At 64.2% G+C, this 25,225-nt stretch carries 20 protein-coding genes; 14 read left to right on the top strand and 6 right to left on the bottom strand.

Annotated features, from left to right (window positions below; genetic code table 11):
* Nucleotides 1–46 precede the first annotated feature (46 nt).
* The 3 genes from KA354_10845 to KA354_10835 all read left to right on the top strand — a co-directional run bounded on the left by KA354_10845 (nt 47) and on the right by KA354_10835 (nt 3,354).
* Nucleotides 47–1,252, top strand: a complete 1,206-nt coding sequence (locus KA354_10845) for a glycosyltransferase family 4 protein (protein MBP7935133.1) — start codon at nt 47–49, stop codon at nt 1,250–1,252.
* Nucleotides 1,252–1,950, top strand: a complete 699-nt coding sequence (gene plsY / locus KA354_10840) for a glycerol-3-phosphate 1-O-acyltransferase PlsY (protein MBP7935132.1) — start codon at nt 1,252–1,254, stop codon at nt 1,948–1,950. Before KA354_10845 ends, plsY begins: the two co-directional genes overlap by 1 nt.
* A gap of 159 nt (nt 1,951–2,109) precedes the next feature.
* Nucleotides 2,110–3,354 (top strand): peptidyl-prolyl cis-trans isomerase, encoded by a 1,245-nt coding sequence (locus KA354_10835; protein MBP7935131.1) that lies wholly within the window; start codon nt 2,110–2,112, stop codon nt 3,352–3,354.
* Between the two features lie 47 nt (nt 3,355–3,401).
* Here KA354_10835 and KA354_10830 read toward each other — a convergent pair whose 3' ends face one another.
* The 4 genes from KA354_10830 to mtnP form a co-directional block, all read right to left on the bottom strand.
* Entirely contained in the window at nt 3,402–4,172 is a 771-nt protein-coding gene (locus tag KA354_10830; GenBank protein ID MBP7935130.1) for a class I SAM-dependent methyltransferase, read from the bottom strand.
* Nucleotides 4,173–4,177: 5 nt separating this feature from the next.
* Nucleotides 4,178–7,549, bottom strand: coding sequence for an efflux RND transporter permease subunit (locus tag KA354_10825; GenBank protein MBP7935129.1), 3,372 nt, complete (start codon nt 7,547–7,549; stop codon nt 4,178–4,180).
* A gap of 122 nt (nt 7,550–7,671) precedes the next feature.
* Nucleotides 7,672–8,796 (bottom strand): efflux RND transporter periplasmic adaptor subunit, encoded by a 1,125-nt coding sequence (locus tag KA354_10820; protein ID MBP7935128.1) that lies wholly within the window; start codon nt 8,794–8,796, stop codon nt 7,672–7,674.
* A gap of 60 nt (nt 8,797–8,856) precedes the next feature.
* Nucleotides 8,857–9,735: an S-methyl-5'-thioadenosine phosphorylase gene (mtnP, locus tag KA354_10815; GenBank protein MBP7935127.1), complete on the bottom strand. Its 879-nt coding sequence runs from the start codon at nt 9,733–9,735 to the stop codon at nt 8,857–8,859.
* Between the two features lie 537 nt (nt 9,736–10,272).
* Here mtnP and KA354_10810 point away from each other — a divergent pair.
* The 3 genes from KA354_10810 to rho all read left to right on the top strand — a co-directional run bounded on the left by KA354_10810 (nt 10,273) and on the right by rho (nt 12,753).
* Nucleotides 10,273–10,752 carry a MarR family transcriptional regulator gene (locus KA354_10810; protein ID MBP7935126.1) on the top strand — a complete coding sequence of 160 codons (480 nt, stop codon included), beginning with the start codon at nt 10,273–10,275 and terminating at the stop codon, nt 10,750–10,752.
* Between the two features lie 110 nt (nt 10,753–10,862).
* Nucleotides 10,863–11,246 carry a hypothetical protein gene (locus KA354_10805; GenBank protein ID MBP7935125.1) on the top strand — a complete coding sequence of 128 codons (384 nt, stop codon included), beginning with the start codon at nt 10,863–10,865 and terminating at the stop codon, nt 11,244–11,246.
* Nucleotides 11,247–11,628: 382 nt separating this feature from the next.
* Nucleotides 11,629–12,753, top strand: coding sequence for a transcription termination factor Rho (gene rho, locus KA354_10800; protein ID MBP7935124.1), 1,125 nt, complete (start codon nt 11,629–11,631; stop codon nt 12,751–12,753).
* A 126-nt stretch (nt 12,754–12,879) separates the two neighbouring features.
* Here the strand turns inward: rho and KA354_10795 are convergent, their stop codons facing one another.
* Entirely contained in the window at nt 12,880–13,863 is a 984-nt protein-coding gene (locus KA354_10795) for an SGNH/GDSL hydrolase family protein (protein ID MBP7935123.1), read from the bottom strand.
* A 747-nt stretch (nt 13,864–14,610) separates the two neighbouring features.
* Between KA354_10795 and KA354_10790 the strand changes: the two genes are divergently transcribed.
* The 4 genes from KA354_10790 to KA354_10775 all read left to right on the top strand — a co-directional run bounded on the left by KA354_10790 (nt 14,611) and on the right by KA354_10775 (nt 17,907).
* The gene (locus tag KA354_10790; GenBank protein ID MBP7935122.1) at nt 14,611–15,663 is read left to right on the top strand and encodes a tetratricopeptide repeat protein; all 1,053 of its coding nucleotides are present in this window, start codon (nt 14,611–14,613) and stop codon (nt 15,661–15,663) included.
* Nucleotides 15,664–16,055: 392 nt separating this feature from the next.
* Nucleotides 16,056–16,724: a phosphatase PAP2 family protein gene (locus KA354_10785; protein ID MBP7935121.1), complete on the top strand. Its 669-nt coding sequence runs from the start codon at nt 16,056–16,058 to the stop codon at nt 16,722–16,724.
* Nucleotides 16,725–16,833: 109 nt separating this feature from the next.
* Entirely contained in the window at nt 16,834–17,313 is a 480-nt protein-coding gene (locus KA354_10780; protein ID MBP7935120.1) for a flavin reductase, read from the top strand.
* 315 nt (nt 17,314–17,628) lie between these two features.
* Nucleotides 17,629–17,907 (top strand): hypothetical protein, encoded by a 279-nt coding sequence (locus KA354_10775; protein MBP7935119.1) that lies wholly within the window; start codon nt 17,629–17,631, stop codon nt 17,905–17,907.
* Nucleotides 17,908–17,963: 56 nt separating this feature from the next.
* On the opposite strand, the gene KA354_10770 is transcribed toward KA354_10775, so the two are convergent.
* Nucleotides 17,964–18,683 (bottom strand): hypothetical protein, encoded by a 720-nt coding sequence (locus KA354_10770; GenBank protein ID MBP7935118.1) that lies wholly within the window; start codon nt 18,681–18,683, stop codon nt 17,964–17,966.
* Nucleotides 18,684–19,155: 472 nt separating this feature from the next.
* Between KA354_10770 and KA354_10765 the strand changes: the two genes are divergently transcribed.
* From KA354_10765 to KA354_10750, 4 genes are all read left to right on the top strand, one after another.
* Nucleotides 19,156–20,478: a diguanylate cyclase gene (locus KA354_10765; protein MBP7935117.1), complete on the top strand. Its 1,323-nt coding sequence runs from the start codon at nt 19,156–19,158 to the stop codon at nt 20,476–20,478.
* Nucleotides 20,479–20,659: 181 nt separating this feature from the next.
* On the top strand, nt 20,660–21,829 hold the full coding sequence (gene hemW, locus KA354_10760; protein ID MBP7935116.1) for a radical SAM family heme chaperone HemW: 1,170 nt from the start codon (nt 20,660–20,662) through the stop codon (nt 21,827–21,829).
* Between the two features lie 496 nt (nt 21,830–22,325).
* The gene (locus tag KA354_10755) at nt 22,326–23,774 is read left to right on the top strand and encodes a cellulase family glycosylhydrolase (protein ID MBP7935115.1); all 1,449 of its coding nucleotides are present in this window, start codon (nt 22,326–22,328) and stop codon (nt 23,772–23,774) included.
* Between the two features lie 55 nt (nt 23,775–23,829).
* Nucleotides 23,830–24,852: a bifunctional riboflavin kinase/FAD synthetase gene (locus tag KA354_10750; GenBank protein MBP7935114.1), complete on the top strand. Its 1,023-nt coding sequence runs from the start codon at nt 23,830–23,832 to the stop codon at nt 24,850–24,852.
* Nucleotides 24,853–25,225: the final 373 nt, after the last annotated feature.

Here is a 25,225-nt window from a genome sequence, read left to right as displayed (position 1 = left end):
TGCCGAGTCCGGCTGGCCGCCGCAGTCTGACCGCGGATCGCTGCTCATGAGAGTCGCACTGATCATCGAGCGAATCGAGACCTGGCGAGGGGGAGCCGAGACGTCCACGCTCCAGTTTGCACAGCATCTGGCCGAATTGGGCGCCGAGGTGCACATTCTGACCACCACGCACGCACCCTCGACTCCCGATCTGACCGTCGTTCCGATTCGTGCATTGCATCGCCTGCGCGGGTCCAGAGCCATCGCATTTGCCCACCGCGTCAGCCAGACGGTTCGCGAAGGCAGTTTCGATATTGTCCACAGCATCATGCCCTGTGCGGTCGCGGACATCTATCAACCCCGAGGCGGGACGGTCCCGGAGATGCTGGAGCGTAACCTGGCCATCCGCTCTGCCCCCCTGGCGCGGGGACTAAAAAGGGCGGGGCAGTGCCTGAACCTCAAGTATCGGGCGATCGCGCGCATGGAGCGGCAACTCCTGACCCGTCGACCACCTCCATGGGTCATCGCGATCTCTCGTTATGTCTCGGATCAGCTTCACCGCCACTACGGCTTCGATCGCGCGCGGGTCCGTGAGATCTTCAACGGCGTGGATGGGGACGAGACACCCCTGCCGGTTCGTGCCGAGCATCGGGCGGAACTCCGCCGGCAATTCCACTTGGCGGACAACGAGCTGATGCTGCTGTGCGTGGCCCACAACTTCAAGCTCAAGGGCGTGGACCGGTTGATCGAAGCGGTGGCCCGGATCGAGTCGCAGGGCGGCGTGGGTGGAACATTGGGCAGACGGCGGCTGCGGACCCTGGTGGTGGGCCGTGACAATCCGCGCGGGGCGGCCCAGCTGGCTCAGCGCCTGGGGGTGGCCGATCGAATCACCTTCGCCGGTTCCACCCAACGGATACAGGCTTTCTTCCACGCCGCCGACGTCCTCGTGCATCCCACGTTCTATGATCCCTGCAGCCGCGTCGTCCTGGAGGCCCTGGCCTCGGGTTTGCCGGTCATCACCACGCGTTTCAACGGGGCAGCCGAGCGGGTGACCGACGGCCGAGAGGGCTATGTGATCGACTCGCCCATGGATGTCGCCGCCCTGGCGGGGGCCATCATGCGGCTCGCCGATGACGACCACCGCCGGGCTTGCGCCGCCGCCGCCCCGCGGGTCGTCGAGGACGTGACCATGCGAGCTCATGCCCAAAAGGTCTACGAGCTCTATAAGGAGGTTAAAGATGGTCACGATTTGAGGCAAGGAGGTTACCGCTGATGTCGGGCGACACGATCGCTGCTGTCCTGTGCGTGGCGGCGGCATACCTGCTGGGGGCCATCCCGTTTGGCTTGCTGGTCGGCTTGGCCAGGGGCGTCGACGTACGCACGCGGGGGAGCGGCAATATCGGGGCGACCAACGTGGGCCGGACGCTGGGCCGCAAGTACGGGCTGCTGGTCTTTGCCCTCGACTTCCTGAAGAGCTTCATCCCGGTACTGGTGGCCGGCCGGTGTCTCCTCAGACCCGGCGCGCCCTGGGATCCGGCCGTCACCGGGTACCAGGGTTACCTGCTGTGGATGTTGGTGGCCGCCGCCGGCGTTCTGGGCCACATGTTCCCCGTCTACCTCGGCTTCAGAGGAGGCAAGGGCGTCGCTACCTCCCTCGGAGCCATGCTCGCCGTTTACCCACACTTCACCCTCCCCGGCTTGCTGGCGTTTGCCCTGTGGGCGGTCGTGACCAAGCTCTCGGGCATCGTGGCCGTCGGGTCCGTGACAGCAGCGGTCGCATTTCCGATAATATTCGCAGTCGCGGCTCGCCTCTGTCGCGACCAGTGGGGCACCGGCGAACGACTGTGGCCCCTCTACGTCTTTGCCGTCGTCATCGCAGTGTTGGTGGTCTGCCGTCACCGCGATAACCTGAGGCTGTTGCTCGGCAAGGCCAAACCGCGGGACGGTATTTCAGGCGGCCCCGCGGCCTGACCGAAAGAAGATGGAGGGAGGTGGGAGGGGAGGGAGGGAGGGAGGTGGGAGGGGAGGGAGGTGGGAGGGAGGGAGGGAGGTGGTCGTGTATTCGCGATGATCGCGACACCGGCCGCCCCGACCGTGGCTCAACGCCATACTTGAGGAGAATCCGAGGCGATGATGACCAAACTCATGACAGCTCGTCGGGCAGCGCTGGTGGGAGTGGCTTTCGGGGCGTCTGTTTCAGTGGCCGCGATGCCGACCGCGGCGACCTCGTCTCCCTCGGGAAGTGCGCCCGCCACGGCGCCCGCCACCCAACCTGAATCCGAGATCATCCTCTTTCGGGTGGGCGACAAGGCAGTCGTTACCCAGGAGGACTTCACCGCCGCCGTCCAGCTCCTCAGGCCCGAGCAGTACGATGCCCAGGCGATGTCCATCGTCCGTCGTCTCCTGGAGCAGAGGCTGTTCGAGCTCTATCTGGCCGACCATCCCGAACTGATCCCGCCCGCCAAGCTCGAAGCCGAGATTGAGCGGCGAATGAAAAACGCCAAGATCGCCACCCTCGATGAGGTCAAGAAGCGCTTTGCCGAGAAGGGATTCTCCTTCGAAGCCTACCGCGAGGACTTGCGGATCAAACTGGCCCGCGCCGAGCTCATCCGCCAGGGCAACACCATCGGCGAGGATACCGCGGCCCTCAAGAAGGTCTATGATCATCATCCCACCGACTTCGACGGCACGACCGTGGATACGCGCCAGATCATGCTCGTCGTTGCCCCCACCGACACCCCCGCGGTCCGGGCCGAGAAAAAGTCCCGGCTCGTCAAGATGCGCGAAGACATCCTGGCCGGCAAACGTACCTGGGATCAGTGCGTGTCGGAGAGCGACTTCAGAAACCCGAACGGCAGCCTGGGAGCCTTCACCCGGCACGGAATGGTACACGAGATGATCGCCAAGGCCGCCTTCGCCCTCGAGGTCGGTCAGTTCAGCGATATCATCGAGACGCCACTGGGTTACCACCTCCTGCACGTGACCGCCCGCAAGCCGGGCAATCGGCCGTTCGAGGAGCAACAGATCCAACGCAACATGCGGGTGTATTTCTCAGGCGCCAAGTACCAGGAGGCGATTGCCGAGAGCTTCCTGAAGTACCCCGTGGTGGGCGTCCAGCCGCCGCGCAGGCCCGCCAAGGTGGGTTCCGCCATCAAGCCGTCGGCACCTTCCTTCGTCGACTTGGAGCGGATGCTCTCCACCCGGCCGGCAGCCACGCGCCCGGCAGGAGCAACCACGCGCGGGGCCGCCATTCAGCCGGCTAGGCCCGGCGCAACGCTCAGGCCTGCGACGAGACCGGCAATGAGACCGGCCGCGAAAACGGCCACCGCGCCCGCGCCGAAGCCCGCAGTGCCCGCCAAACCCCCGGCTAGGTAGGCCAACACCCGAACCGCATCGCCCCCGGCTGCCGTCGGCCAAAGGCCCTAGCCCCGACTTTCCGCCACGAGAATCAGGTCGGGGCTCGTCTCCCGCTGGTAGCAGGTCTCTTCGTAACTGCCAAACCGGTGCAGCGGCGAAGCACCCGATCGATCCACCATGGCCGCCAGGTCCTCGGCTTCCAGCCCGACAAAGCTCGAGACGTCGAACCGGCTGACCATCCGGCCGCCAGGTTCGAGTCGCAACTCGGCGAAGTCGATGAACGCTCGTGTCCCCACGCGATGAAAGCCCTTCAGCAGGATGCGATCCCCGTGATCGTCCCGGACACGCTTCGACTTCTGCCATGTCGTCGGCCCGTCGGCAAACCTCCAGAGGTTGAGCACGTGGATGATGCAGATCCCCCCCGGTCGGACGGACGCGATCAGGGCGGCCACCGCTCGTTCCATCACCTCTCGGTCGTTGGCCAGGGGCAGCGAGTTGCCGGCGCAGACCGCAACGTCGAAACGACCGACCGGGCCGCGCTCGGCAAATGACCGCACCGTCCAGCTCAGCCCGGTCGGCTGGCCGTGAGTCCGGCGGCAGTACTCGACCATACCCGCGCTCAGATCAGCCCCCTCCACCTCCAGCCCCCAAGAATGGAACAGGGCCGCATGTCTGCCGGTCCCGCAGGCCGCATCCAGCACCCGCCTGGCTCCGACATGTCCAAACCATCGCCGGTAGAAGGGGGCCTCATATGCCAACCGCTTGGGCCAGTCGATCAGCGCGTCATACAGGTCGCTGCGCTCTTCAAACACGCTGTCCTTCCGGGTATCGGCCATGCGATTCAATCCTCCTCGGAGATCGGCAGTCCATGTCCGGGCCTTCGTTCGTAGACCAGCCAGTAGGTGACCGGGATCACGAACAGGGTGAACACCGTCGAAGCGAGCAGGCCGAAGATCAAGGCCCACGCAAGCCCGGAGAAGATGGGGTCGATCGCGATCGGCAGGGCGGACAGCATGGCGGTGGCCGTCGTCAGCAGGATGGGGCGGAGACGCACGACGCGGCTTTCCATGATTGCATCGAACAGCGAACGCCCGCGGGCCAGAGACAGATGAATGAAATCCACGAGAATGATCGAGTCGCGCGTGACGATACCTGCCAGGGCTATCATGCCGATCATACCGGTCGCGGTGAAGAAGACCGAATCGGCGTACCCTCCGACTTGCCCCCCGGTCAAAACGTTCAGCAGCCAGAAGCCGGGCATGATCCCGAGCACGGTCAACGGAATGGCCATCATGACCACCACGGGAATGACAAACGACCGGGTCTGTCCGACCAGCAGGATGTAAATGCCGACCAGCGCCGCTCCGAAGGCCAGGCCTAGGTCGCGGAAGACATCCAGCGTGATCTTCCATTCGCCCTCGCCGGCGAAATCGACACGGATGCCACGCGGCAGTGACCATGCGATCCCGCTCCCGTTGGTGAAGAAGGTCCGCCCGTCGACCGGCCTGGCGCTCGATCCGGCCACCCATCCACTGCCCGCCTCGTTCCTCCGTGCCGGGCCGGTGTCCATCGCCTCTTGCCCCTGCCCCGGGCCGTCCTTGAGCAGATCCGCCTGCATGTCCACCACGCAGTCGGCCGGCGGGCGTCCGGCAGTCTCGGCGAAAACGTACGCCACCCGCTGGAGGTTCTTGTGGTAGATGGTCTTGTCGGCCCGGGCCTCACGCCACTGTCCCAGTTCCGCCAGCGGAACCAGGTTCCCGCGGCGACCGATGACGTTCAGTCGGGACAGATCAAGATCGCTGGAACGCAGCGCTCGCGGAAGACGCAGCTCAATCTGCAACGGGTTCCGCTCGCCAGGAACGCGAACCGTCCCGACATACTCGCCAGCTAGCCCCATCCGAACCGTCGCGGCAATGTCCTCGACCGAGACGCCGTTGATCGCCGCCTTCTCCTTGTCGGTATCAAACACCAGCTTCAGGCTGCTCGCTTCATCGCTGTCGTCGATATCGACAACCCCCGGCTCGGCGGCCATCCGGGCCCGCACCGTCTTGGCGGCATCCACCAGATCCCCGTACCCATGGTCGGGCCGACCGTAGATCTCCGCCACGATCGAGGCAATGACCGGCGGACCGGGCGGCGTCTCCACGATGCTGAGCCGGGCGCGGCCGTCGGCCGCAATCCGGGTCAGTTCCTTGCGGATACGCAGACCCACCGCGTGGCTCTTCTGCGGGCGGCTCTTCTTGCCCACCAGATTCACCCGGATCTCGGCCACGTCGTTGCCCTGGCGGAGGTAGTAGTGGCGGACCAGCCCGTTGAAGTCCATCGGCGAGGCCAGCCCCACGTAGGAAACATAGTCCGTGACTTCCGGCACACCGCTCAGAAACGCCTCCATCCGCCGCACCGTGGCGTCGGTCCGCTCGAGCGTGGTGCCCTTGTCGAAATTGAGAACCAGTAGCAGCTCGTTCTTGTTGTCGAACGGCAGCATCTTCAGCGGAACATGCCGGGTGGCGGCTAGTCCCGCGGCCACCACCGTCAAAATGCCAATGACCAGCAGAAAGGCCCACGCGGCTCCTCGGGAGCGGAGCAATGGAGCCATCAGCGGGTAAAACAGACGGTACAGAAAAGTCCTCTTCACGACTTCAGGGTCGTCCGCGTCAACGTGATGAACGGCCTCCACACCACGTGCCGAGTACTTGCGCCGCAAAAGGTGATACGTCAGCCAGGGCGTGATGGTGAACGCCACCAGCATGGACATGGCCATGGCCACCGGGACGTTCAGGGCCATGGGACGCATGTACGGCCCCATCATCCCGGTAATGAACGACATCGGCAGGAAGGACACAATCACCGCCAGCGTCGCGGTGATCAGCGGAGGGCGGATCTCGGCCACGGCCTCGAGGACGATATGCCGGGTCGCGCGACGCCGCAGCCCGAAATGCCGGGCAATGTTCTCCACGTCCACGATCGGGTCATCGACCAGCAGGCCTAGCGACAGAATCAACGCAAACAGCGTCACGCGGTTGATGGTGAACCCGACCACCAGGTTGACCAGCAGGGTCAGCCCAAAAACAACCGGCACGGCCATGGCTACAATCAACGCCTCACGCCAGCCGAGACCCAGTGTCAGGACCGCCAGAACAAACAGAATGGCTACACCTAGAGCTTCGACCAACTCGTTGACTTTCTCGTTCGAGGTCAGCCCCGCATTCCGGGTGATGACTACATCGATGCCGTCGGGCACGACCTCCTGTCTCAGCCGTTCACTCGCCGCGAGCACCGCCCGGGCCACCTGGACCGCGTTGGTTCCCTTCTTCTTGGCCAGGGCGATGGTGACGGCCGGCGCCGAAGTGCGTTCAACTTGGGTCGTGCCCTCGGTAACACCGACCAGCGTGCCCGGCTGGTCATGGTCAGACTCGAAGGCCCGGGCGGTACCCCAGCCGTGCCGAACGTAACTGGTGACCTCGGCCGGACCATCCTCAATCGCAGCCACGTCCTTCAGGTACACCGGCCGGTCGCCGGAGACGCCCACCACGAGTCCCTCAAGCTCCCCCGCAGTGGAAAACGCCTTGCCCGCGTCCACTCTGACCACCTGATCGTTCAGCGCGAACTCGCCCGCCGATACGCTCACGTTGGCGAACTGCAGCCCTTGCCGCACCTCAAGCGGCGACACGTTGTAGGCCTGTAGACGATCGGGATCGAATCGCACGCTGACGACCCGCGGCTCACCTCCCACGACGTAGGCCCGGGAGACACCTTCGACCGCAGCCAGACGCACGACCATTTCCTCGGCCACACGCCGGAGCATGTGCGACCGGGTCCGGGTCCCCGTCAGCGTCAACGTCACGATCGGCACGTCGTCGATCTCAACCGGCTTGATGATCCAGCCGGTGACGCCCGGCGGGACAGCGTCGAGGTTCTCGTCGATCTTCTTGTGCAGCTTGACCAGGCTCCGTTCGCGGTCCTCGCCGACATAGTAGCGAACGGTGATGATCGCTATTCCTTCCTTGGACATGGAGTAGACGTATTCCACGCCGTCAATGTGGAAGAGCAGCTTCTCCAGCGGTGTGGCGACAAGCTGCTCGATGTCCTCGGCCGCGTACCCGGGGCAGTGGACGTACACGTCCGCCAGCGGAACGACGATCTGCGGGTCCTCCTCCCGCGGCGTGATCAGCAAGGCGGCCACGCCAGTGATCGTGGCCAGCAGAATGAGCATCAGCGACAGATTGGATTCGAGAAAAACGCGCACGATGGCGTTGGTGAAACCGTGGTGGGGCGTCGCCAGCGCCGGAACGGCTGGATGAGCCGCAGGGGGCGGGTCACTGGGGCCAGGCATGCTCAATCCCCCCTTTGACTGGCGGCGGAGCCATGGCCCGCGACCGCAACCCGCTCGCCAACCTCGAGGCCCGAAAGAACCTGGACCTTCGCCGGCTCATCACCCGTCGGCTTGAAGCTCCGACCCAGTTGCACGGACCGCCGCACCAGCACGCCGCCCTCAACCACATCGACCACATCCAGCTGCCCGATCCGTCGCACCGCAGCCTGAGGAACCACCAGCATCTCCACCTCATCCAGCGGGATGATCAGCCGCCCAAACATCCCCGCGTATACGCCCGGTGGGCACGGACCGGTCACTTTGACCGAGAACGTCCGGCTGGCCGATTCCGCCTCCGGCACAATCTCGCTGATCTGGCCGTGGCAATCGAGATCCAACGCATCAATCTGAACCGGAATGGTCCTGCCAACCTCGAGCCGCTGGGCCAGCGACTCGCGAACCCGGGCAACCAACTGCATGCGCGTCGGATCGTAGAGCGTGGCCAGCACCTGCCCCGGCTGCACGGTATCGCCAACCTCCACCTTCTTGTCGACGACCACGCCGGTCAGCGGCGAATGAACCGTCGCGTAGCCGACGATGGCCTCCGCCTCTCTGAGTGCCTGCTCGGCCCGCTGCAGATCCGCCTCTGCTCCCTTGAAGGTGTTACTGGCCTTGTCCACTTCAAGAGGCGCGGCTGCCCCCTGCCTGCTCAGGCTTTGGGTGCGGTCATACTCGACCTTGGCTTGGTCCCGATTCGCCCGGGCCGAATCGACGGCCGCCTTCGCCTGGTCTCGGCGAGCTTTCAAGTCCGTACTGTCCAGTTCGACCAGCACCTCGTCCTTGGTGACCGCCTGTCCGGCCTTGACATGGACGGCCACGACCTTGGCCAGGAGCTTCGACGCCACCGCGGCCTCGTGCACGGCCTTGACCGTGCCGACCGCGGTCTCGTGCACCGGGACACGCACCCCAACCACGTCAACCAGGACCATGCCGTCGATCGACCGCCCGCCAACGGGGGGGGCGGCATCCTGGCCAATCTTCGGTCTGAACACTCCAACCAGCCAGAGCATGATCGCGACCACCGCGACCAGCATGCCCACGCCGAGAAGGCTTGTACGAAGCGATGATCCGTTCCGCTTGTTGGTCATGGCTCTGGGTCCTCGCCGCTGTCCCTCTCCGCACCCTCCACCTCTCCCCTGCCGCGCCGATCAGAAATACCGCCCAATCAGCGGCCGAAGCCGCTCAACCACGGCCGGGCTGACCTTGGATTTGTCCGACCAGATGGCCATCGCCAGGGCATCGTCGTAAGGCCACTTCTCGTCGAGCTGCCGGGCCAGCATGGGGACCGCCGCGCGAAGCAGGGCGATACCGTGATCGGTCACTGCCTTGAGGTTGCCGATGATCTCGGCCAGGAGGGCCTGGCGGCTCTTGCCCGGTTCGTGCGGCCGCCAGCAATCATAGTCGGTCGGCAGGGCAATCAGGGCGTAGCTGATCTCCGCCTCGCGGGCCAGCTTCGCCTCCGGCAGGCAGGTCATCCCGATCAGATCACCGCCCCAGTCCCGGTGCATTCGCGACTCCGCCAGAGTGGAGAACTGCGGGCCTTCCATGCACACGTACGTGCCTCTGGGATGCACGACCGTCTCCACCTCGCGGCCCGCCTCGATCAGCAACCGCCGCAGCTTGGGACAGAACGGCTCAGCGTACTCGACGTGAGCCACAAGATTATCGTCGAAGAAAGTACCGGCCCGCTTGAAGGTCTTGTCGATCACCTGGTCGCAGATCACCAGATGTCTGGGCTCAACCTCCTCACGCAGGCTGCCTGTGGCTCCGCTGGCCAGAATGTGAGTCACGCCGAGCGTCTTGAAGGCGAAAACGTTCGCCCGGTACGGAACGGCCGACGGATTGAGCAGATGGCCAGGACCGTGGCGAGAGAGAAAGGCGATCTCGACACCCGCCCAGCGGGTGACCAGGATCGGGCCACTGGGCCGCCCGAACGGCGTGTCCACCTGAACCTCCCGCCCCCCGACCTCCGCCTCCAACGTCTGCCCCAAACCCGATCCACCGATGATCCCGATCCGTGGTCCCATGCCCAGTGACAACCTCCTCGCGTTGAAGAGACAAAGCATCGAACTGGCCAGGATTATAGTCGCAAGGCTCCGGTGCGCCTTCCGCCGGTTCATCGGACGGTTGCCCCCGGCCCGCGTCGACCGCTCCCTGCAGAACCGCCCACGTCGACACCAACGCCGCGGTCACCGAGCTCGGGGGCTCTCCTGCCATCACCACCCGGGCTGCAACCCCGGCAGCCGGTTTGCACCGACCTGGTCCCCCTCCATCGCACGCATTCTCCCGGTATGGCAAAACACACTAAAAGCTTCTGTAAGGCGATTCGACCGGCACTCGCGGGACACTCCATCGTGCCCACCTCCGCCGCAGGGCATTCTGTGAATAGTTTGAAGAAATCAATAGTTGTTCTTCTGGAAGAATGTGATTGACGAGACCCAAACCCCACATTAGCATAAGTGTCGACAGAACATAGGGCTCGGCGCTCCGCACCCATTCTTCGGGCGAGTTCCGACGTAGGCCGGTCGAATACCGACCGCGCCCACCCGACTAGGATATGAGCCATGCCAGAATACCAGCAAGCTCAGCAAGTACAAGAGTTTACGAACGAAATCTTCGAGATCTCGAAGGCGAGTTGGACCGCCCAGAATCGCCGCCGCGGGAAAACCCAGCACGAACTCACTGAGGCGGAATTCCTCGCCCTGGACATCCTCGCCAAAGCCGGCCGATCGCTCAACGTCGGGGAGATCCAACGCGAGATTGGCGTCCTGCCGGCGCAGATGTCCAGGATCATTCGCGCCCTGGAAAGCAAAGGCGACAAGCCGCTGGTCACCTGCCGCATCAACCCCGGCGACAAACGCAAGATCGATGTGGAACTCAGTCCCGCAGGTGTCGAGGCCCATCACGCCTACCGGCAGGTCAAACTCGGAACGATCCAGCAAATGCTCGAGGGCCTCGACGAAAAGGACCGCAACGAACTTATGCGACTACTCCGGATTGTTCGCCAGAACATCCGTAAGTCTTTACCAGAAAATGTTTTATAGGCTTTCTTGCGGATTTGTTTCTCCTCTGCTAACTTTTTCCCGATCATGACTGTCTAATGCCATGAATGGACCGAGCTATGATGGTTCGAGCTTGTAAGGAGTTGAAAGCCATGACTGCAAACAGGAACAGGATGATCGTTACCGGATTGGCGGCTGTGGCGGTGGTGGGTGGGGTGATCGCAGAGGGCACCCAAGCTCAGGTCATCAGCACCTACTACACCTCGTATTCCGCTCCCGTGGTCTACGCCCCGTCTCCGGTGGTCGTTGCCCCCGCTCCAGTCGTGTATGCCCCAGCCCCGGCCGTGATCGCCCCGGCGCCCGTAGTCTACGCTCCAGCCCCGGTGGTGTACGCTCCGCCGGTCCGGAGCATCTCCTTCGGATTCGGCTACGTCAGCGGCCGGCACTGCTACGCCGGGCCCCGGTACTGCGGCCCGGTTCACTGCGGCGGTAGATCCTTCGGCTTCAGCTTCGGGCACTCGCATCACCGCCGCTGAGCAGAGTCGAGCCCGATTCAACAGACTGTTTTCGTAGGCGGTGGAGTCTACGCGGCATCAAGCCGGGCGCGGCGCCCGGCTTGATTTATTGGGGTTCCGCGCCCCCATCACCAGGTGACCACTGGCCGAGCGAAGGAGGCAGCTCGGCGACGTTCCCGCTCCCGGGCGGTGCCGGACGCGGCCGGTCAGCCGACGCCACCTCCAGGACGCTTCCCGCTGGCCGATTTACCGGACCACCCACTGCCCAGGTTCCGTCCGTCCCTGTCCTTTCGCCTCGTCGGACGCGGTTTCGCGCCAAGGTCTCTTGTTGACGCGGATCCCAACTTGGGATACACAGGAGCCTTCCTCCATTGGAATGGCATTCGGGGCTTACCGAGCGATTATGTCCGAACCACAAGCCGAAGGTACACTGGAACTCACTGAACAGGGCGGAGGCTTTCTGCGCTCCGCTCTGCGAAACTACGCTGTGCATCCGACGGACGCCTTCGTGCCCGCGGATCTTGCCCGCCGCTTCGCCCTCCGCGGCGGCGAGAGCATCACGGGCATGACCCGTAACACCCAAGGTCGCTACGGCGGCTTTCAGTACCGTTGCGCCCTCCAGACCATCGGCACCATCAACGGCCAGGACCCCGCAGACCATGCCGAGCGCCCCCAGTTCAACGATCTCATCGCCGTCGATCCCAAGGAAACCATCCGGTTCGAAACCCCCGGCGGGCCAATGTCCATGCGGGTCGTGGACCTGATGACGCCGATCGGCCGCGGCCAGCGCGGCCTCATCGCCGCTCCCCCGCGGACCGGCAAGACCGTCCTGCTCCAGCACATGGCCGCCGGTATCGCCGCCAATCACCCCGACGTTTACATGATGGTCCTCCTCGTCGACGAGCGACCGGAGGAAGTCACCGAGATGCGCCGAACCGTCCGCGGCGAAGTCGTCTTCTCCAACAACGACCAGGACGCTACCAGCCATATCCGCATTGCCCGGCTCATGATCGAGAAGGCCAAGCGGATGGTCGAGTCCGGCCGCCACATCTTCATCCTCCTGGATTCCCTCACCCGCCTCGGCCGGGCGTTCAACGTGGCGGTACGCTCAAGCGGCCGAACCATGAGCGGCGGCGTCGATATCCGGGCCCTCGCCGAACCCAAGGCCATCTTCGGCTCCGCCCGCAACATCGAGAACGGCGGCTCCATGACTATCATGGCCACCGCACTCATCGAAACCGGCAGCCGAATGGACGAACTCATCTTCAACGAGTTCAAGGGAACCGGCAACATGGAAATCATGCTCACCCGCGAACTGGCCAACCAGCGGATCTGGCCGGCGATCGATCTGAATATGTCCGGCACCCGGAAGGAGGAACTCCTCCTCGGCAAGGAAACCGTCGAGAAGATCTATCGCGTCCGCCGCCAGATCGCCTCACTGCCCAACCTCAAGGCCATGCCCCTCCTGCTGGAGGGCCTGGCCAAGTTCCCCGACAACGCCCGCTTCTTGGCGAATATCACTAGGTAGAACCGACACCACCCTCACCCAAGGGGCCCGGCAACCGCCACATGCAGGTCTCGGCCATCAGGCCGGACCCAAGGAGCACGCGCCACGGGTACGCCTCTGCCCTGCGCGGGGCGGCTCCACGATGCCTCACTCGTGCAGGTTTCGCTGGAAGCGGCCAAAGTCGTCCTGGTCGACGTCGCTGTCGCCGTCGAAATCACCCTTCAGGCTGTCGGCGGATCCATCGTGGGGAATGGCTGGACCCGAGACGCATGCCAGGAACCGCTCCAGATCGGCCTTGTCGACCCGCCCGTCACCGGTGAAATCCCCCGGTACCGGTGGAGCGGCAATCACCGCGGCCACTGCATACCAGCCCATCGCGATCCGCTGCCCCCCGGCCGAGTTCAAATGCCCGCCGTCGCTGGTATAACCGCTATGAAGCTTCTGGTAGGTCTTGCCGCCGGATGTGAACGTGGATGGCTTGCCCGACGGATCGTGAGCCTCCATGTCGGCTAGATCGTAAAGCAGCTTGCCGTGCTCGTCGCAGTAGGTCCGCACCGCCGTGTTGTACCGGTTGCGGAGGACGTTGGCCGAGTCCTCCCCGGTCGTCAGCGGCATGGTGATGTACACCACCACCGTGTCCGGATAGTCCGCCTCGATCGCTGCCAGGGTGTCGACGTAGGTCGTCGCGCTCGCCGCCTCGTCAATGTAGCAGAGCTTGTCCATCACCACGTCGACGGCCGGAGCCCGCCACCCCGCGTTCCTCACCGAGCGATCGAAAATGGTCAACTTCGATTGCCAGCCCGGATTGCCGCGACTGCAATCATAGATCCGACCATTTACCGTCGGCGATGGCGGATTGTCGGCTTGCTGCAGCGAACTGCTGTATCCGACCGAGCTGACTTGGAGTTGGTAACGGGTCGGGTCGGCGGTCCGCAGGTTCTTCATGCCCGAGATCATGTTGCCGCCAACCGACGCATGGCTGAAAAGCCACTTCTGCTGGCCGATGGCGTCCATCGTGGTTTGCGGCAGCGAGCCGACAGCGTCGATGTGATCGTGGTCAATGATCGCGCCCACAGTGGGAATCGCGAACAACACGCCAACACTGATCGCGGCGACCATCGCGAAGCGCATCTTCCCTCCTCCTGTAATCGGTAGGCCTCTTCCCGGACAAACCCCGTCCGACCGTCGGCCATGACCATCGCTCGCGGATACCCAACGGTCAAAACCGACGAGGCCGGCACGTGTCAAACACCGGTATAGACTTCTTTTCATTCTATCCCGCCCCCGCGCCGCATTCAACGACCAAGCAGGGTCGCGCCGTCCTCGAGCTTGACGTCGGCGCCGTGCGTCCCCATCGCGGCCCTTCACGACAGCCTCCGCCGTCTCGATCCGGGGCCTTTCACCGGGACGGCCGGCGTGTTCTTCCCAAGAGAGCCGGTCCGAAAGGAGTATGCCCTCCCCGACCGGCACTCGACCAACCCGCTCCCGTCAGAAACCAGGAGCCAATCGCCGGGAACGGACTCGTTGGCTTCGTTTGGCGCTCCACGCTCCTGGGAAGTGAAGGCGAGAAACCCCCTGGCAGGCTCGAAAACGCGGTTCCCGCGCCGGCACCGTGGCTTCGTTCGGCATTGAGCCGATCACCGACCATCGGCGGCCGCCGGTCGGGGACAGAGGCCCCGCGCCCTGGCCGGACGGTGCCTTCGCCTACGCCAAGGCGGCCCTCGCCTTCAACACCGGGTCCGGCCGGAGGACCCGACGACCACGACCCGCCCGGCCCATCGACCGGATCCCGCATTCCGGTTGTCCACCGGCCGATGGGCGGGTATGATCACCGCGCAGTTTCGCAGTCAAGATTTCGGCCCATAGGTACCGATAGCGATGAGCATGGGCGAGGTCCGAGACCAGAGGAACATCGGCGCGTCGGGTCGCGCGGTCGTGATTGCCTTGCTCGCCGTGGTGCCCGCCTGCGCCGATCGCCGCTATGAGCCATTTGCCGAGATACGAGCCGGCGTGGCTGCTCACCACGGCCAGCAGCTCCTCAGCGCTCAAGAACTCGACGCCGCCCTGGCCGAGTTCCAGAACGCCATCGAACTGAATCCCAAGCTCATCGACGCACACGCCGGCCTGGGCAGCGTGTGGGAGGCGAAGGGCAACTACGAGGCCGCCGCCCAGTCGTTCGCCGAGGCGGTCCGACTCGATCCCTCGAACCTCGATAACTCCCTCTCGCTCGCCCGAATCTACCAGAAGCTCGCCCGCTTCGCCGATGCCGTCCGAGCTTATCTCCACGCCTGTGAACTCGATCCGAAAAGCTACAAGGCCCGGTTCAACCTCGGCGTCTGCTACCACCAGGCCGGGGCCTTCAACGACGCAATCAAGGCCTATGAACAAGCCATGGCTCTCGATCCCGGCCAGCCGGGCGCCGCCCTTAACCTCGGGGCGGTCTACGATAGCCAGGAGAAGTATTACGAGGCAATCCATGTCTACAACGAGTCGCTGGAGCGCGATCCCAACCAGCCTCTCGTGCTGATCAATATGGCCGTCACCATGATGAAGCAGGGGCGAATCACCAACGCCCGCAAGGCCCTCGAGCGCGCGGTCGAAATCGCCCCCGCCGATGCCATGGCCCACGAACGCCTCGCCTACTGCTGCCTCGTGGACCGGGCCTATGACGTCGCCCTCCAGCACTACGACAAGGCGATCGGGATCGAGCCCCGCATGGCCGAGGCCTACGCCGGCCGCGGAGCCGTTCGCATGGCCCTCGCCCTCCAGCAGGCCAACAGCGCCACCCTCCGCGAACAGGCGGTCAACGATTGGCACCATTCACTCGAACTCAAGCCCGACCAGCCCAAGATCCGCAAGCTGGTTGAGAAGTACCACGTACCTAAGAAACCCGAAGATACCCTTACAAGCATGCTGGACGGCTCAAAATGACGATCGCAACCCTCCGAGTCACCCTATGGGCATCGTTCACCGTTGTCCTGATGGCTGGCACGCCCTCTCCGGCCGCATCCCCCGGCACGCCCGACAACAGAACCTGGGCCGATCACGCCCGCCAAGTCGCCGCTCGCCGATTGGCCACTGCGCATACTCATGCCGGATTGCCGTCACGTCCGTCAGGCCCGGCCAACGAAACTCCGAAACGCCCCGGGCCCTTCGAGATTTCGGCAGTGCACCTGGCTGCGGCCGCCGACGCATCCACCTCTTCGAACCCCAGCCGGCCGGTCTCCGCAGCTGCAAGTCAGCCTTCCGAATCGACCTCGCTCCGGACGGCCGTCGAACGCGGACCGCGGCCCCACTTGGGTTCGACGATCAAGCGAGATCTCATGGAGTTGCCCGAACTCCTCTGGCACGACACCAAGAAGGTCTACGGCGATCCGGGCAACCTCATCTTCCTGTTGGCAGCCGGCGGCGCATCCGGCGCCCTGCGACCGGAGGTGGACGACGACATCGACGACCACTACGAACGTCATCACACCTTCCGGGGCGAATGGCCGGATACCTTCGGAGCGATGGGTAACCCGATCACCCACTTCGCCCTGGCCGGCGCCTGGTACCTCGCGGGCCAGCAGTTCCAGGACATCAAGACCTACGAGGTCGGCAAGCGCGCGGTCAGCGCCCTGACCATCACCGGCGTCTCCACCGTGCTGCTGAAACTGGCGGCCAATACCGAATCGCCTAACGGCGAGGAGTGGGCATGGCCCAGCGGCCACGTGTCCAGCACCATGGCCCTGGCCACCGTGCTCAACGATGCCTACGGCCCGCTCGTCGGCGTGCCCATGTTCGGTATCACCGGCTTGGTGGCCGTCGAACGAATCGACGATCGCGAGCATTCATTCTCCGACGTGGTGTTCGGCGCCGCCCTGGGCTGGGTCGTGGCCGAAACGGTCATGAAGGAGCATCGGCCGGAGATCTTCGGTGGCGAGATTGTCCCCTACGCCGACCCGGTCAACCGCACCGCCGGCGTGGCTTGGGTCAAATCCTTGGGTCAGTGAGCGGCCCGCGCCAGGGCTCTTCTTCTCTTCCGGCCAGGGCGCGCTATCATTCATGATACGCCCGCCGTTCGGGCGATGGGAGCTTTCAGCTGCAGGAGCAGAGGCCAGCATGGACGATGCCTTCAAGACGCAAATTGCCCAACCTCTCGGCTTGATCGCCAGCGGCAGCTTCGTTCTGACTGCCCGCGAGGGCGGCCACTCAACCGGCATTCTCGTGACCTGGGTCCAGCAGGCAGGATTCGATCCGCCAACGATCACCGTCGCGGTCAAACACGGACGACCGATCGAGGCCATGATCAAACGCGCCGGCCACTTCGTACTCAACATCATTGGCGAGGATTCGGCCAAGATGTACAAGCACTTCGGCAAGGGCGCTGGCGCTTCCGAGCCCGCTTTCGAAGGACTGGCGGTCAGAAACGAGACCACCGGCGTGATCGTGCAGGACTGCATCGCCCACCTCGGCTGCAAGGTGACCGGCAAAATCGAGACCGGAGACCATACGGTGTTCATCGGAGAGGTGATCGGCGGTGCGATCCACAACAACAGCAAGCCGCACTTGCACACACGCCTGAATGGCTTCAACTACTGATCCTCATGCAGGGGATGCCCATGGGGTCTGGAACAGAGGACACCGCTCCCGTCGCGGGTGAGCGGCTCCTCGGGGACGCGCTCGGGATGCTCGGCTCGTTTCGGCGGCCAGGCCAACAGGTACGGCCAAAGGAAACCAGACTCGCGGCAACGTCCATCCGGTTCAGTCTCGCACGACATGGAGGTGCAAGCATGGGGAGTCCTTGATCGTTGCCGTCCGTCGGAAAGGCAGTTCCGGCCGCCATCCGGATGGCTTGACACCTCACTGGACGTTCGCATGATGGTGGTTGACCTGACCCTGGAAGGAGGACTCCCCATGGCCGCGGACCAGCCTCAGAACCCAGCTCAACCAAGCCCCCCGAGCATTCCGCCGGAAGAACTGAAGCGCGCTTTCCAGGCGTTCAAGAAACGCCTCAAGCTCGCGCGACTCGATGACGAGTCCCGCCTCGGTCACCGAGCGATGAGCACCGGAGGCAAATCGACTATCCAGGGAATCCAGCCGCCCAGCCAGTATCCCAAGGCGGTCTGGGAGGAACTCGTTCACCAGGGAAAGCTTCGCTATGCTGGTCAGGGGCTGTACGAGCTGCCCAAGTAGCATCCTGGGATCCGTCCCGCCCCGCGGCCGGCCGAGCCCCGGCCCTCGAGGTGCGGCTACGGGTGGATGGGCTCAACCGGAATACGGATCTCGATTCGCAACCCACCGGTCGGCTCGTTGAAGGCCGCCGTCGTTCCGCCGTGAACTCGCACCGCCTCGCGGGCGATGGCCAGTCCCAATCCGACCCCGCCGGTCTGCCGATCGCGGTCGTCGCCCACGCGATGGAAAGCGCGAAAGATGTCCTGTAGCGAGCCCTCCGGCACGCCCGGCCCGCGGTCCCGGACGCCAATGACGGCCCGCAGCCCTTCGGGTGTGGCCTCGCCGGTCAAGGTCACTTCAACCGGAGTGCCGTCCGCCGTGTATCGGATGGCGTTTCTGATCACGTTCTCGATCGCGCTGCGAAGGAGGGTGGTCCTGCCGGTGGCGATGCATCGCTCGCATGGGGCCAAGGTCACAGACCGGCCCCGGCTGCGAGCCTCGAAGTCCGCGCCGTCCACGATCTCGCCCAGCAGCGAGGACAGCTCGATGGTCTCCTTCAGGACCGTGGTATCCCCGCCCTCGAGCCGGGCCAGAGTCAGCAGCTCGCCGATCAGGTCGTTCAGTCGCTGAACATCGCCCTCAATGCGGCCCAGCGCGCTCTCCGTCCCCGGACCAGCCCGCCGGGCGGCCAGGGCCAGGGCAACGTTGAGCCGCGCCAGGGGCGAACGCAACTCGTGGGACATGTCGCGCAGCCGCCGCCGCTGAGCGGATGCCAGCGACTCGATCCGCTCAGCCATGAAGTCGAAATCCCAGCCCAGATCGCCGATCTCGTCGCGGTGGTGAAGGGGGCTGACGTCGGTGTTCTGTGGTTGCTTTCGTTCTGACGAATTGGATCATACCCGGCTTGGCGTGTCGTTACCTCCGCTGATGTGCATTCGCGGCAGCGATGCCAGGCTGGACCCGTTCGTGGAATCGCTTCTGCTCCTGATGGGCCGGGATCTTGCGTCATCGATTCTTTGCCCGCGCTCGACGATTCATCGACTGGTTCGCCGCTTATCGGGCTCGCCAGGCGGGGCCGGTGCTCGGTTGGCGGCGCTGCGGCGCTCACGTCCGAAAACCTCGGCGGAGTCGAGTGTTCTGGCGGGTTCATTTCTTTTTCCTTTGGCGGCGACCGATTCTCAATCATATGCTCGATCGGGGACGTACTCCGGCGGCTGCCCGAGGGATGCTGAAATGGGACGGCATGGCTCGATGACGGTTCGCGCTGCAATGACGGTGTCGACGGGGGTTACCGTGGCGGGCGCGTTGTGCGGTGCAGCGGTGCTTCTCGTTCTTCAGCTCCATCGAGGCCAAGACCGTGCTGAGCAGAGGAGGGTCTCTGCGATCGCGGAGACCTACGCCGCGCAAGTGGTCGAATGGGTCGATGCTAGCCAGCACCTAGAAGTGGGAGCGTTCATCGACCGAGTGCGATGGCATCCCACGACTCTCCTGATCGCCGTTCTTGATGCTCGTCAGGACCCCGTCGCCAGTCGCGGGGATGATTCGATACTGGCTCGGTACTTGGCTCGACCGCTGGCCAGCAGGCCGTCGGTTCAGCCCCAAGCCTGGAGCGTGCCTGCCGATCCGACCCACCCCCGGCCGCCAGGGAGTCTGGTGGCCGTGCCTCTGACCCTCCCCGGGTCAGAGCACCCGGTGGGCACGCTCCTCTATGCCGCTCAGCTTCCGGACAGAACGTCCGGGATCTTCCGTCAGCTTGTTGTCGGTTGTCTGGGGCTTGCGCTCGTGGGCTTGTGCTCCGCTGCCTTGGGTGTGCGCTGGTTGAGGGGCCGGGTGCTAGCTCCCCTCGCCCGGCTGACGGAGCGAGCCCGCCAGGCTCGCCTGGATCACAGTCGTGTGGACCTGCCCACGGATCGGAGGGACGAGATTGGTGAAGTAGCCAGGTTGCTCGTTGACCTGAACATGGATGTCGAGGAATGGCGTGGCCGCACGACCGAGCTCAAAGTGAATCTATCGCGGCGGGTGGATTACCAGACCGCCCGGATCGCCAAGGAACTCTCCCAGGTTCAGCGTAAGGCATGGACCGATCCGCTGACCCGGCTTGGGAATCGTCGTTTGCTCGAGGATCGAATTGGCCCGCTCCTGGCCAAGCAGCGCAAGGCCGGGGCGGAAATGGCCGTCGTCATGTTCGATGTCGACAACTTCAAGACCCTCAACGATACGCTGGGTCACGGCGCGGGTGACGAGTTGCTGCGATTCATGGGTGAACTGTTGAGCCAGTGTGTTCGCGAGGAAGACCTGGCGATTCGGCTGGGCGGTGACGAGTTCCTGCTCGTTCTGCCGTGCGTGTCGGCACGGAATGCGAAGGCCGTGGCCGACCGGGTCATTCGGCTTTTTGCCCAGCGGGCCGGATTGTTGCCTGTGCAGCCCAAGCCGACCATCAGTGGTGGTGTTGCCGAGTTGTTGCTCCACCGGCCCGATACTGCCGAGGCGCTGCTCCACATGGCGGACCGGGCTCTTTATGAGGCCAAATCCGGAGGCAAGTTCACTGTGGCCGTGTACAATGCCGAGCACGCGCTGGTTCCCGTGGCGTGAACCGGGCCGTTGAGCCGTCGCCGGTTGTGGCGAACCACCTACGGTGAGACGCGCGGGTGTGTGGTTGCCAGCGGGCCGCTACAATAGTCTTGATTCTGCGTCCCGATGCCCGTGTGGCATGTTGGTCCGCAAGGAATCACCGGATACTGAATGCCGGTCGCCGGCTGTTGACCGCTCATTCATGCCTGACATCGGCCTCTACGTGCACGTTCCCTTCTGTCCTCGCAAGTGCGGGTACTGTGACTTCTACTCGACAGTTCCGGCTGGAGACGAATGCGAGCGGTTGATCTGGGCGCTGCTCGCGGAGCTTGATCGAGCATTCACCGCCCGGTCCGATCTGCGTGTTGAGACGATCTTCGTGGGTGGGGGCACGCCGACGTTCCTGCCGGTCCCGGCACTCGAACGGCTGTTGGCCCGTCTGGGGCGGATTGCGGTTGACCACGGGGTAACGGAATTCACGGTGGAGGCAAACCCGGGCAGTCTGGGCCGTGACCGAGCGAGCGTTCTTCGGGCAAACGGCGTCAACCGCGTCTCGATGGGTGCCCAATCGTTCAACGAGGCGGAACTGGCCGTCCTCGATCGTGTTCACTCTCCGGCGGACATTGCCGCCGGCGCTGAGGTGGTTCATCGAGCGGGTTTTGAGCACTTCAATCTGGACCTGATTTTCGGCATTCCCGGTCAGACGCCTGCCACGTGGCGGGAGTCGCTTCAGCGGGCGATTCGTCTGGGTCCCGACCACCTTGCCTGTTATGGCCTGACCTTTGAGCCGGGCACGCCGCTCCATGATCGATTGGTGCAGGGGCGGCTGCTTCGGGTGGCGGAAGAGATGGAGGCCGAGTTGTACACGGCCGGCGTTGCCGAACTGGGTGCTGCGGGTTTCGAGCACTACGAAATCAGCAACTTTGCCCGGCCGGGGTGCCGATGCTGGCACAATCTCCGTTATTGGCACAATCTACCGGTCTTGGGAGTCGGGCCTGCGGCCGCGAGCTACCTCGATGGGCGGCGTTGGCGGAACCTGCCGGATGCTGCCGAGTACCTTCGTCGTATGGCGGCTGCTGAGCCGATCGCCGTGGATGAGGAGCGGCTTTCGCCGGCTGAACGAGCGGGCGAGACCGCCATGTTGATGCTTCGGCTGGTCGAGGGTATCGGCTGCGACGAGTTTCGAGCATTGACCGGCTTCGATGCTGAACGGCTGTTCGCAGAGGCGGTTGCCCGGCACGCCGGGTCTGGACGGCTGATCGTCGAGCGGGGTCGGATTCGCCTGACCGATGAAGGCCGCCTCATGGCAGACAGCGTGATCCTCGATTTTCTTTCGCCCGTTCCGCGTTCGAGGGATGATGGCGGGCCGTGACTTGCTCGGGTGGTCGGTCGACAAATCCCCACTTTCCTCTTGACAGTCGGGCAGCGGGTGCTTAATGGTTAACGTTATGTAAAGGCCAGCCCACGGCGGTGCGGTCCCGCAGGGTGGCCACGGCGTGGATCCGCCGCAGGCCCAGGGCGGCTGGCGACAACGGAAGATACCCAGCACAGAGGGAGGAGTTCAACATGACTCAGATGTTCGGTTCGTCAGCACTGGCAGCCCTCTTCGGCTTTGCCGGATGGCAGGTAGGCTTGATCATCGGCCTGGCCGTGCTGATCGTCATTCTGCTCATCGTTCGGAAGAAACAGCAGGAGTAGTCGTCGTCCGTCCTGTGACAGGTTGGATGTGACCACATCGACATCGGAGACGGCCTCTCCGTCTGGAGGGGCCGTTTCCTTGCGCTGGGTGAGCTCAGGTTCCAGCTTCGTCGCGTTTGACAGTCATCATCTTCCGGTCATGAAGCATTTCTCTTCTTGGAGATCATGCCGTGTTCGGAAATCGTCTCTCGGCCGCGGCTTTAGGGGTTTGTCTCGGCTCGGTCGCTCTGGCAGTTGAGCAGCCGTTCGTGGAGGTCGATCGCGAGCGGACGACTTCCTTCCGGGAGGGAGGGACGGGGCGGCCGATCGTTGTTGTTGGCGTCAACTACTTCAGTCCGGACGTTGGCTGGGCGCCGAAGCTCTGGCAGCGGTTCGATGAGACGGAGACTCGTCACCAATTGGAGATGCTGCACAAGCAGGGTTTCAATGTCATTCGCGTGTTTCTGACGTTTGAGTCGTTTCATCGCGAGCCTGGCAAGGTCCATCCTGAGGGGGAGCGCAAGTTCGGTCGGCTGCTTGCGCTTTGTCGAGATCTGGGGATGTACGTCATTCCCTCTGGGCCGGACCATTGGGAGGGTACGCCTTCGTGGCGGCAGGGCGGTGACGTCTTTGCGGATGATCGGATCCTGGCCGCGGATGAATCTTGGTGGAAGGAATTCGCTCATCGCTTCAAGGATGAGCCGGCTATTCTGGCGTGGGATTTGCTCAACGAGCCGGCGGTGGCCTGGGAGACCTCGGCGATGATGGTCAAGTGGAACGTGTGGCTGAAGGCGGAGTATGGGTCGGTCGCGCGTCTGGCCGCGAAGTGGGGTCGAGAGGCGGAGGTGTTGGGCGGTTTGGGCGGCGTCGAGATTCCTCCGCGAGAGCCTGCTCTTTGTGATGCCCGGCTGTTCGACTATCAGCGTTTTCGTGAGTCGATTGGTGACGAGTGGACTCGCCGGCTGACCGCTGCGATCCGATCTGCCGATTCTCATCACCTGATCACGATCGGACACATTCAATGGGCGGCGGTCGTCTATCTGCCCACGGTCTGGCACTACGCCGGTTTCGAGCCGAAGGCCAACGCTCGCCATCTGGATTTCATGACCGTGCACTTCTACCCGCTGGCAGCACCCCATCCGGGCGCAGCTCCTGAAGGTCTGGCCGTCAATGCCTCCTATCTTGAGGCGGTTCTGCACGAGTTCACGGTTGGCAAGCCGTTGATGCTGGGTGAGTTCGGCTGGTATGGTGGTGGTGCGATCACGGTGAACGGTAAGGAGGTCATGCCCGCACGGACCCTCGAGGATCAGGTAGCGTGGGGCAGGAAGCTGCTTGAAGTGACCCGGGGGCGACTCTGCGGCTGGCTCCACTGGGCTTTCGCCGACACCCCGACCAGTTCTGACCTGACCCGATGGAGCGGCTTGTGGACCGAGCAGCTTGAGCTGAAGCCTTGGGGCGAGGTATACGGCCGGTTTGCTCGTGACCACTGCTCTCGGCCCGAGGTTCCTCGACCATTTCCGAGTTTCCTGACCCGATTGGAGTTCGATCGCAAGGCGATGCTCACCGATCCTGCGGCCGGCGAGGCGGTGCGGTTGGCGCTGTTGAAGGCGGCAGCGAGTCGGCCCGCGGCAGGCAGATGACCGGTTTACCGTTGCGGGGCGAAGGCCGGGGCATTGCCAGCCGTGGTGTTCTTGCTTGACAATACGCCGTCGCTTCATCACCTTTGGCCGCATGGAAGTCATTCGAACCTGGGAATCCCTTCGCCTTTCCGATGTTGTACTGACCATCGGGAACTTCGACGGTGTGCATCGCGGCCACCAGGCGATTCTGGCCGCGGGACGCCGGCGCGCCGAGCGGGCGGGTACCCGCCTGGTGGTCATGACGTTTGACCCGCACCCGGCGGCCATTTTGAGCCCGAGTGTTTCGCCGCCGCTGCTTTCCCCCTTTTCGGAGAGGCTGCGGTGGCTGGAGTTGGCGGGGGCGGACGCGGTCGTGGCCGTTGAGAGCAAGGCGGACTTCTTCGCCATGTCTGCGGACGAGTTCATCCAAGAGGTAGTTCTAGGCCGTTTTTCTCCGGTGGCGATGGTGGAGGGGGCGTCCTTTGGTTTCGGCTGCAAGCGGCAAGGGGACGTTCATACCCTGATGGCTGCTGGTCGGCGTCACGGCTTTGAGGTCGAGATCGTCCAGCCGGTGCGGATTGCACTGGGTGGCCATCCTGACGCGGTGATCTCGAGTTCGCTGGTTCGGCAGCTTCTGCGCAGCGGGACCGTGGATCAGGCCACCTTGTGTCTTGGCCGGCCGTATGCTCTTTTCGGCACCGTCGGGCATGGTGCCCAGCGTGGGCGGAGCCTGGGTTTTCCAACCGTGAATCTTCAGACTGCCGGCCTGCTTGTTCCCGCCGAGGGGGTGTACGCTGGCCGCGCGTGTCAAGTCGATTGGGTCGCGGCCAGCGGGGGGTGTGGTCCCGGCGGCGCGCCGTTCTCTTCCTCGGTGCCGGCCGCGATCAGCATCGGCTATTGTCCCACATTCGATGGCCAGCAGCTTCTGATCGAAGCACACCTGCTGGATTTCCAAGGTGACCTTTACGGTCGGGCTTTGCGGATCGAGTTTCTGGACTGGTTGCGTGGCCAGGAGTCCTTCAAGTCGAAGGAAGCCCTGTGCGAGCAGATCCGGCTGGACGTGGAGATGACCCGCCGCATCTCGGCTGACCACCGGTAGTGGCCGCGAGGTGAGAGCGGCCGGGCGGCAGAGATCAAGCGCCCCAATCGGGTTCGGTGGGGATTCCCGAGCTGGAGACGCAGGCTCTGATGATGAGCCGTTTGTGGCCGTCCCCGTTAGCGTCGTCAAGCTTGTCGCTGCGGGACCTGGAGATTGTGCTGGTGAAAGTGCGGTCGCCGTCCGCGAACGTGGCGGGTCGTGATCGGCCGACGGCGTCGCGGAGCCGGAGCCTGGTCCGGCCATCTTCCCCCTGACGGACGGGCAAACGGAACTGCAATCTCCGTTTGTCGGCTGCTGCTTCCCTTCCTCACCTCATCGTGCGAGGGCAGCGAGCAGGCCCGGCGTACTGTACGCGAAGAGCGGTTTGGCGGAA

Source organism: Phycisphaerae bacterium, from assembly GCA_018003015.1.
Classification (GTDB): Bacteria; Planctomycetota; Phycisphaerae; order UBA1845; family PWPN01; genus JAGNEZ01.
Note: the sequence above shows the minus strand (reverse complement) of the source record. Positions and strands in the feature narration are given on the sequence as shown.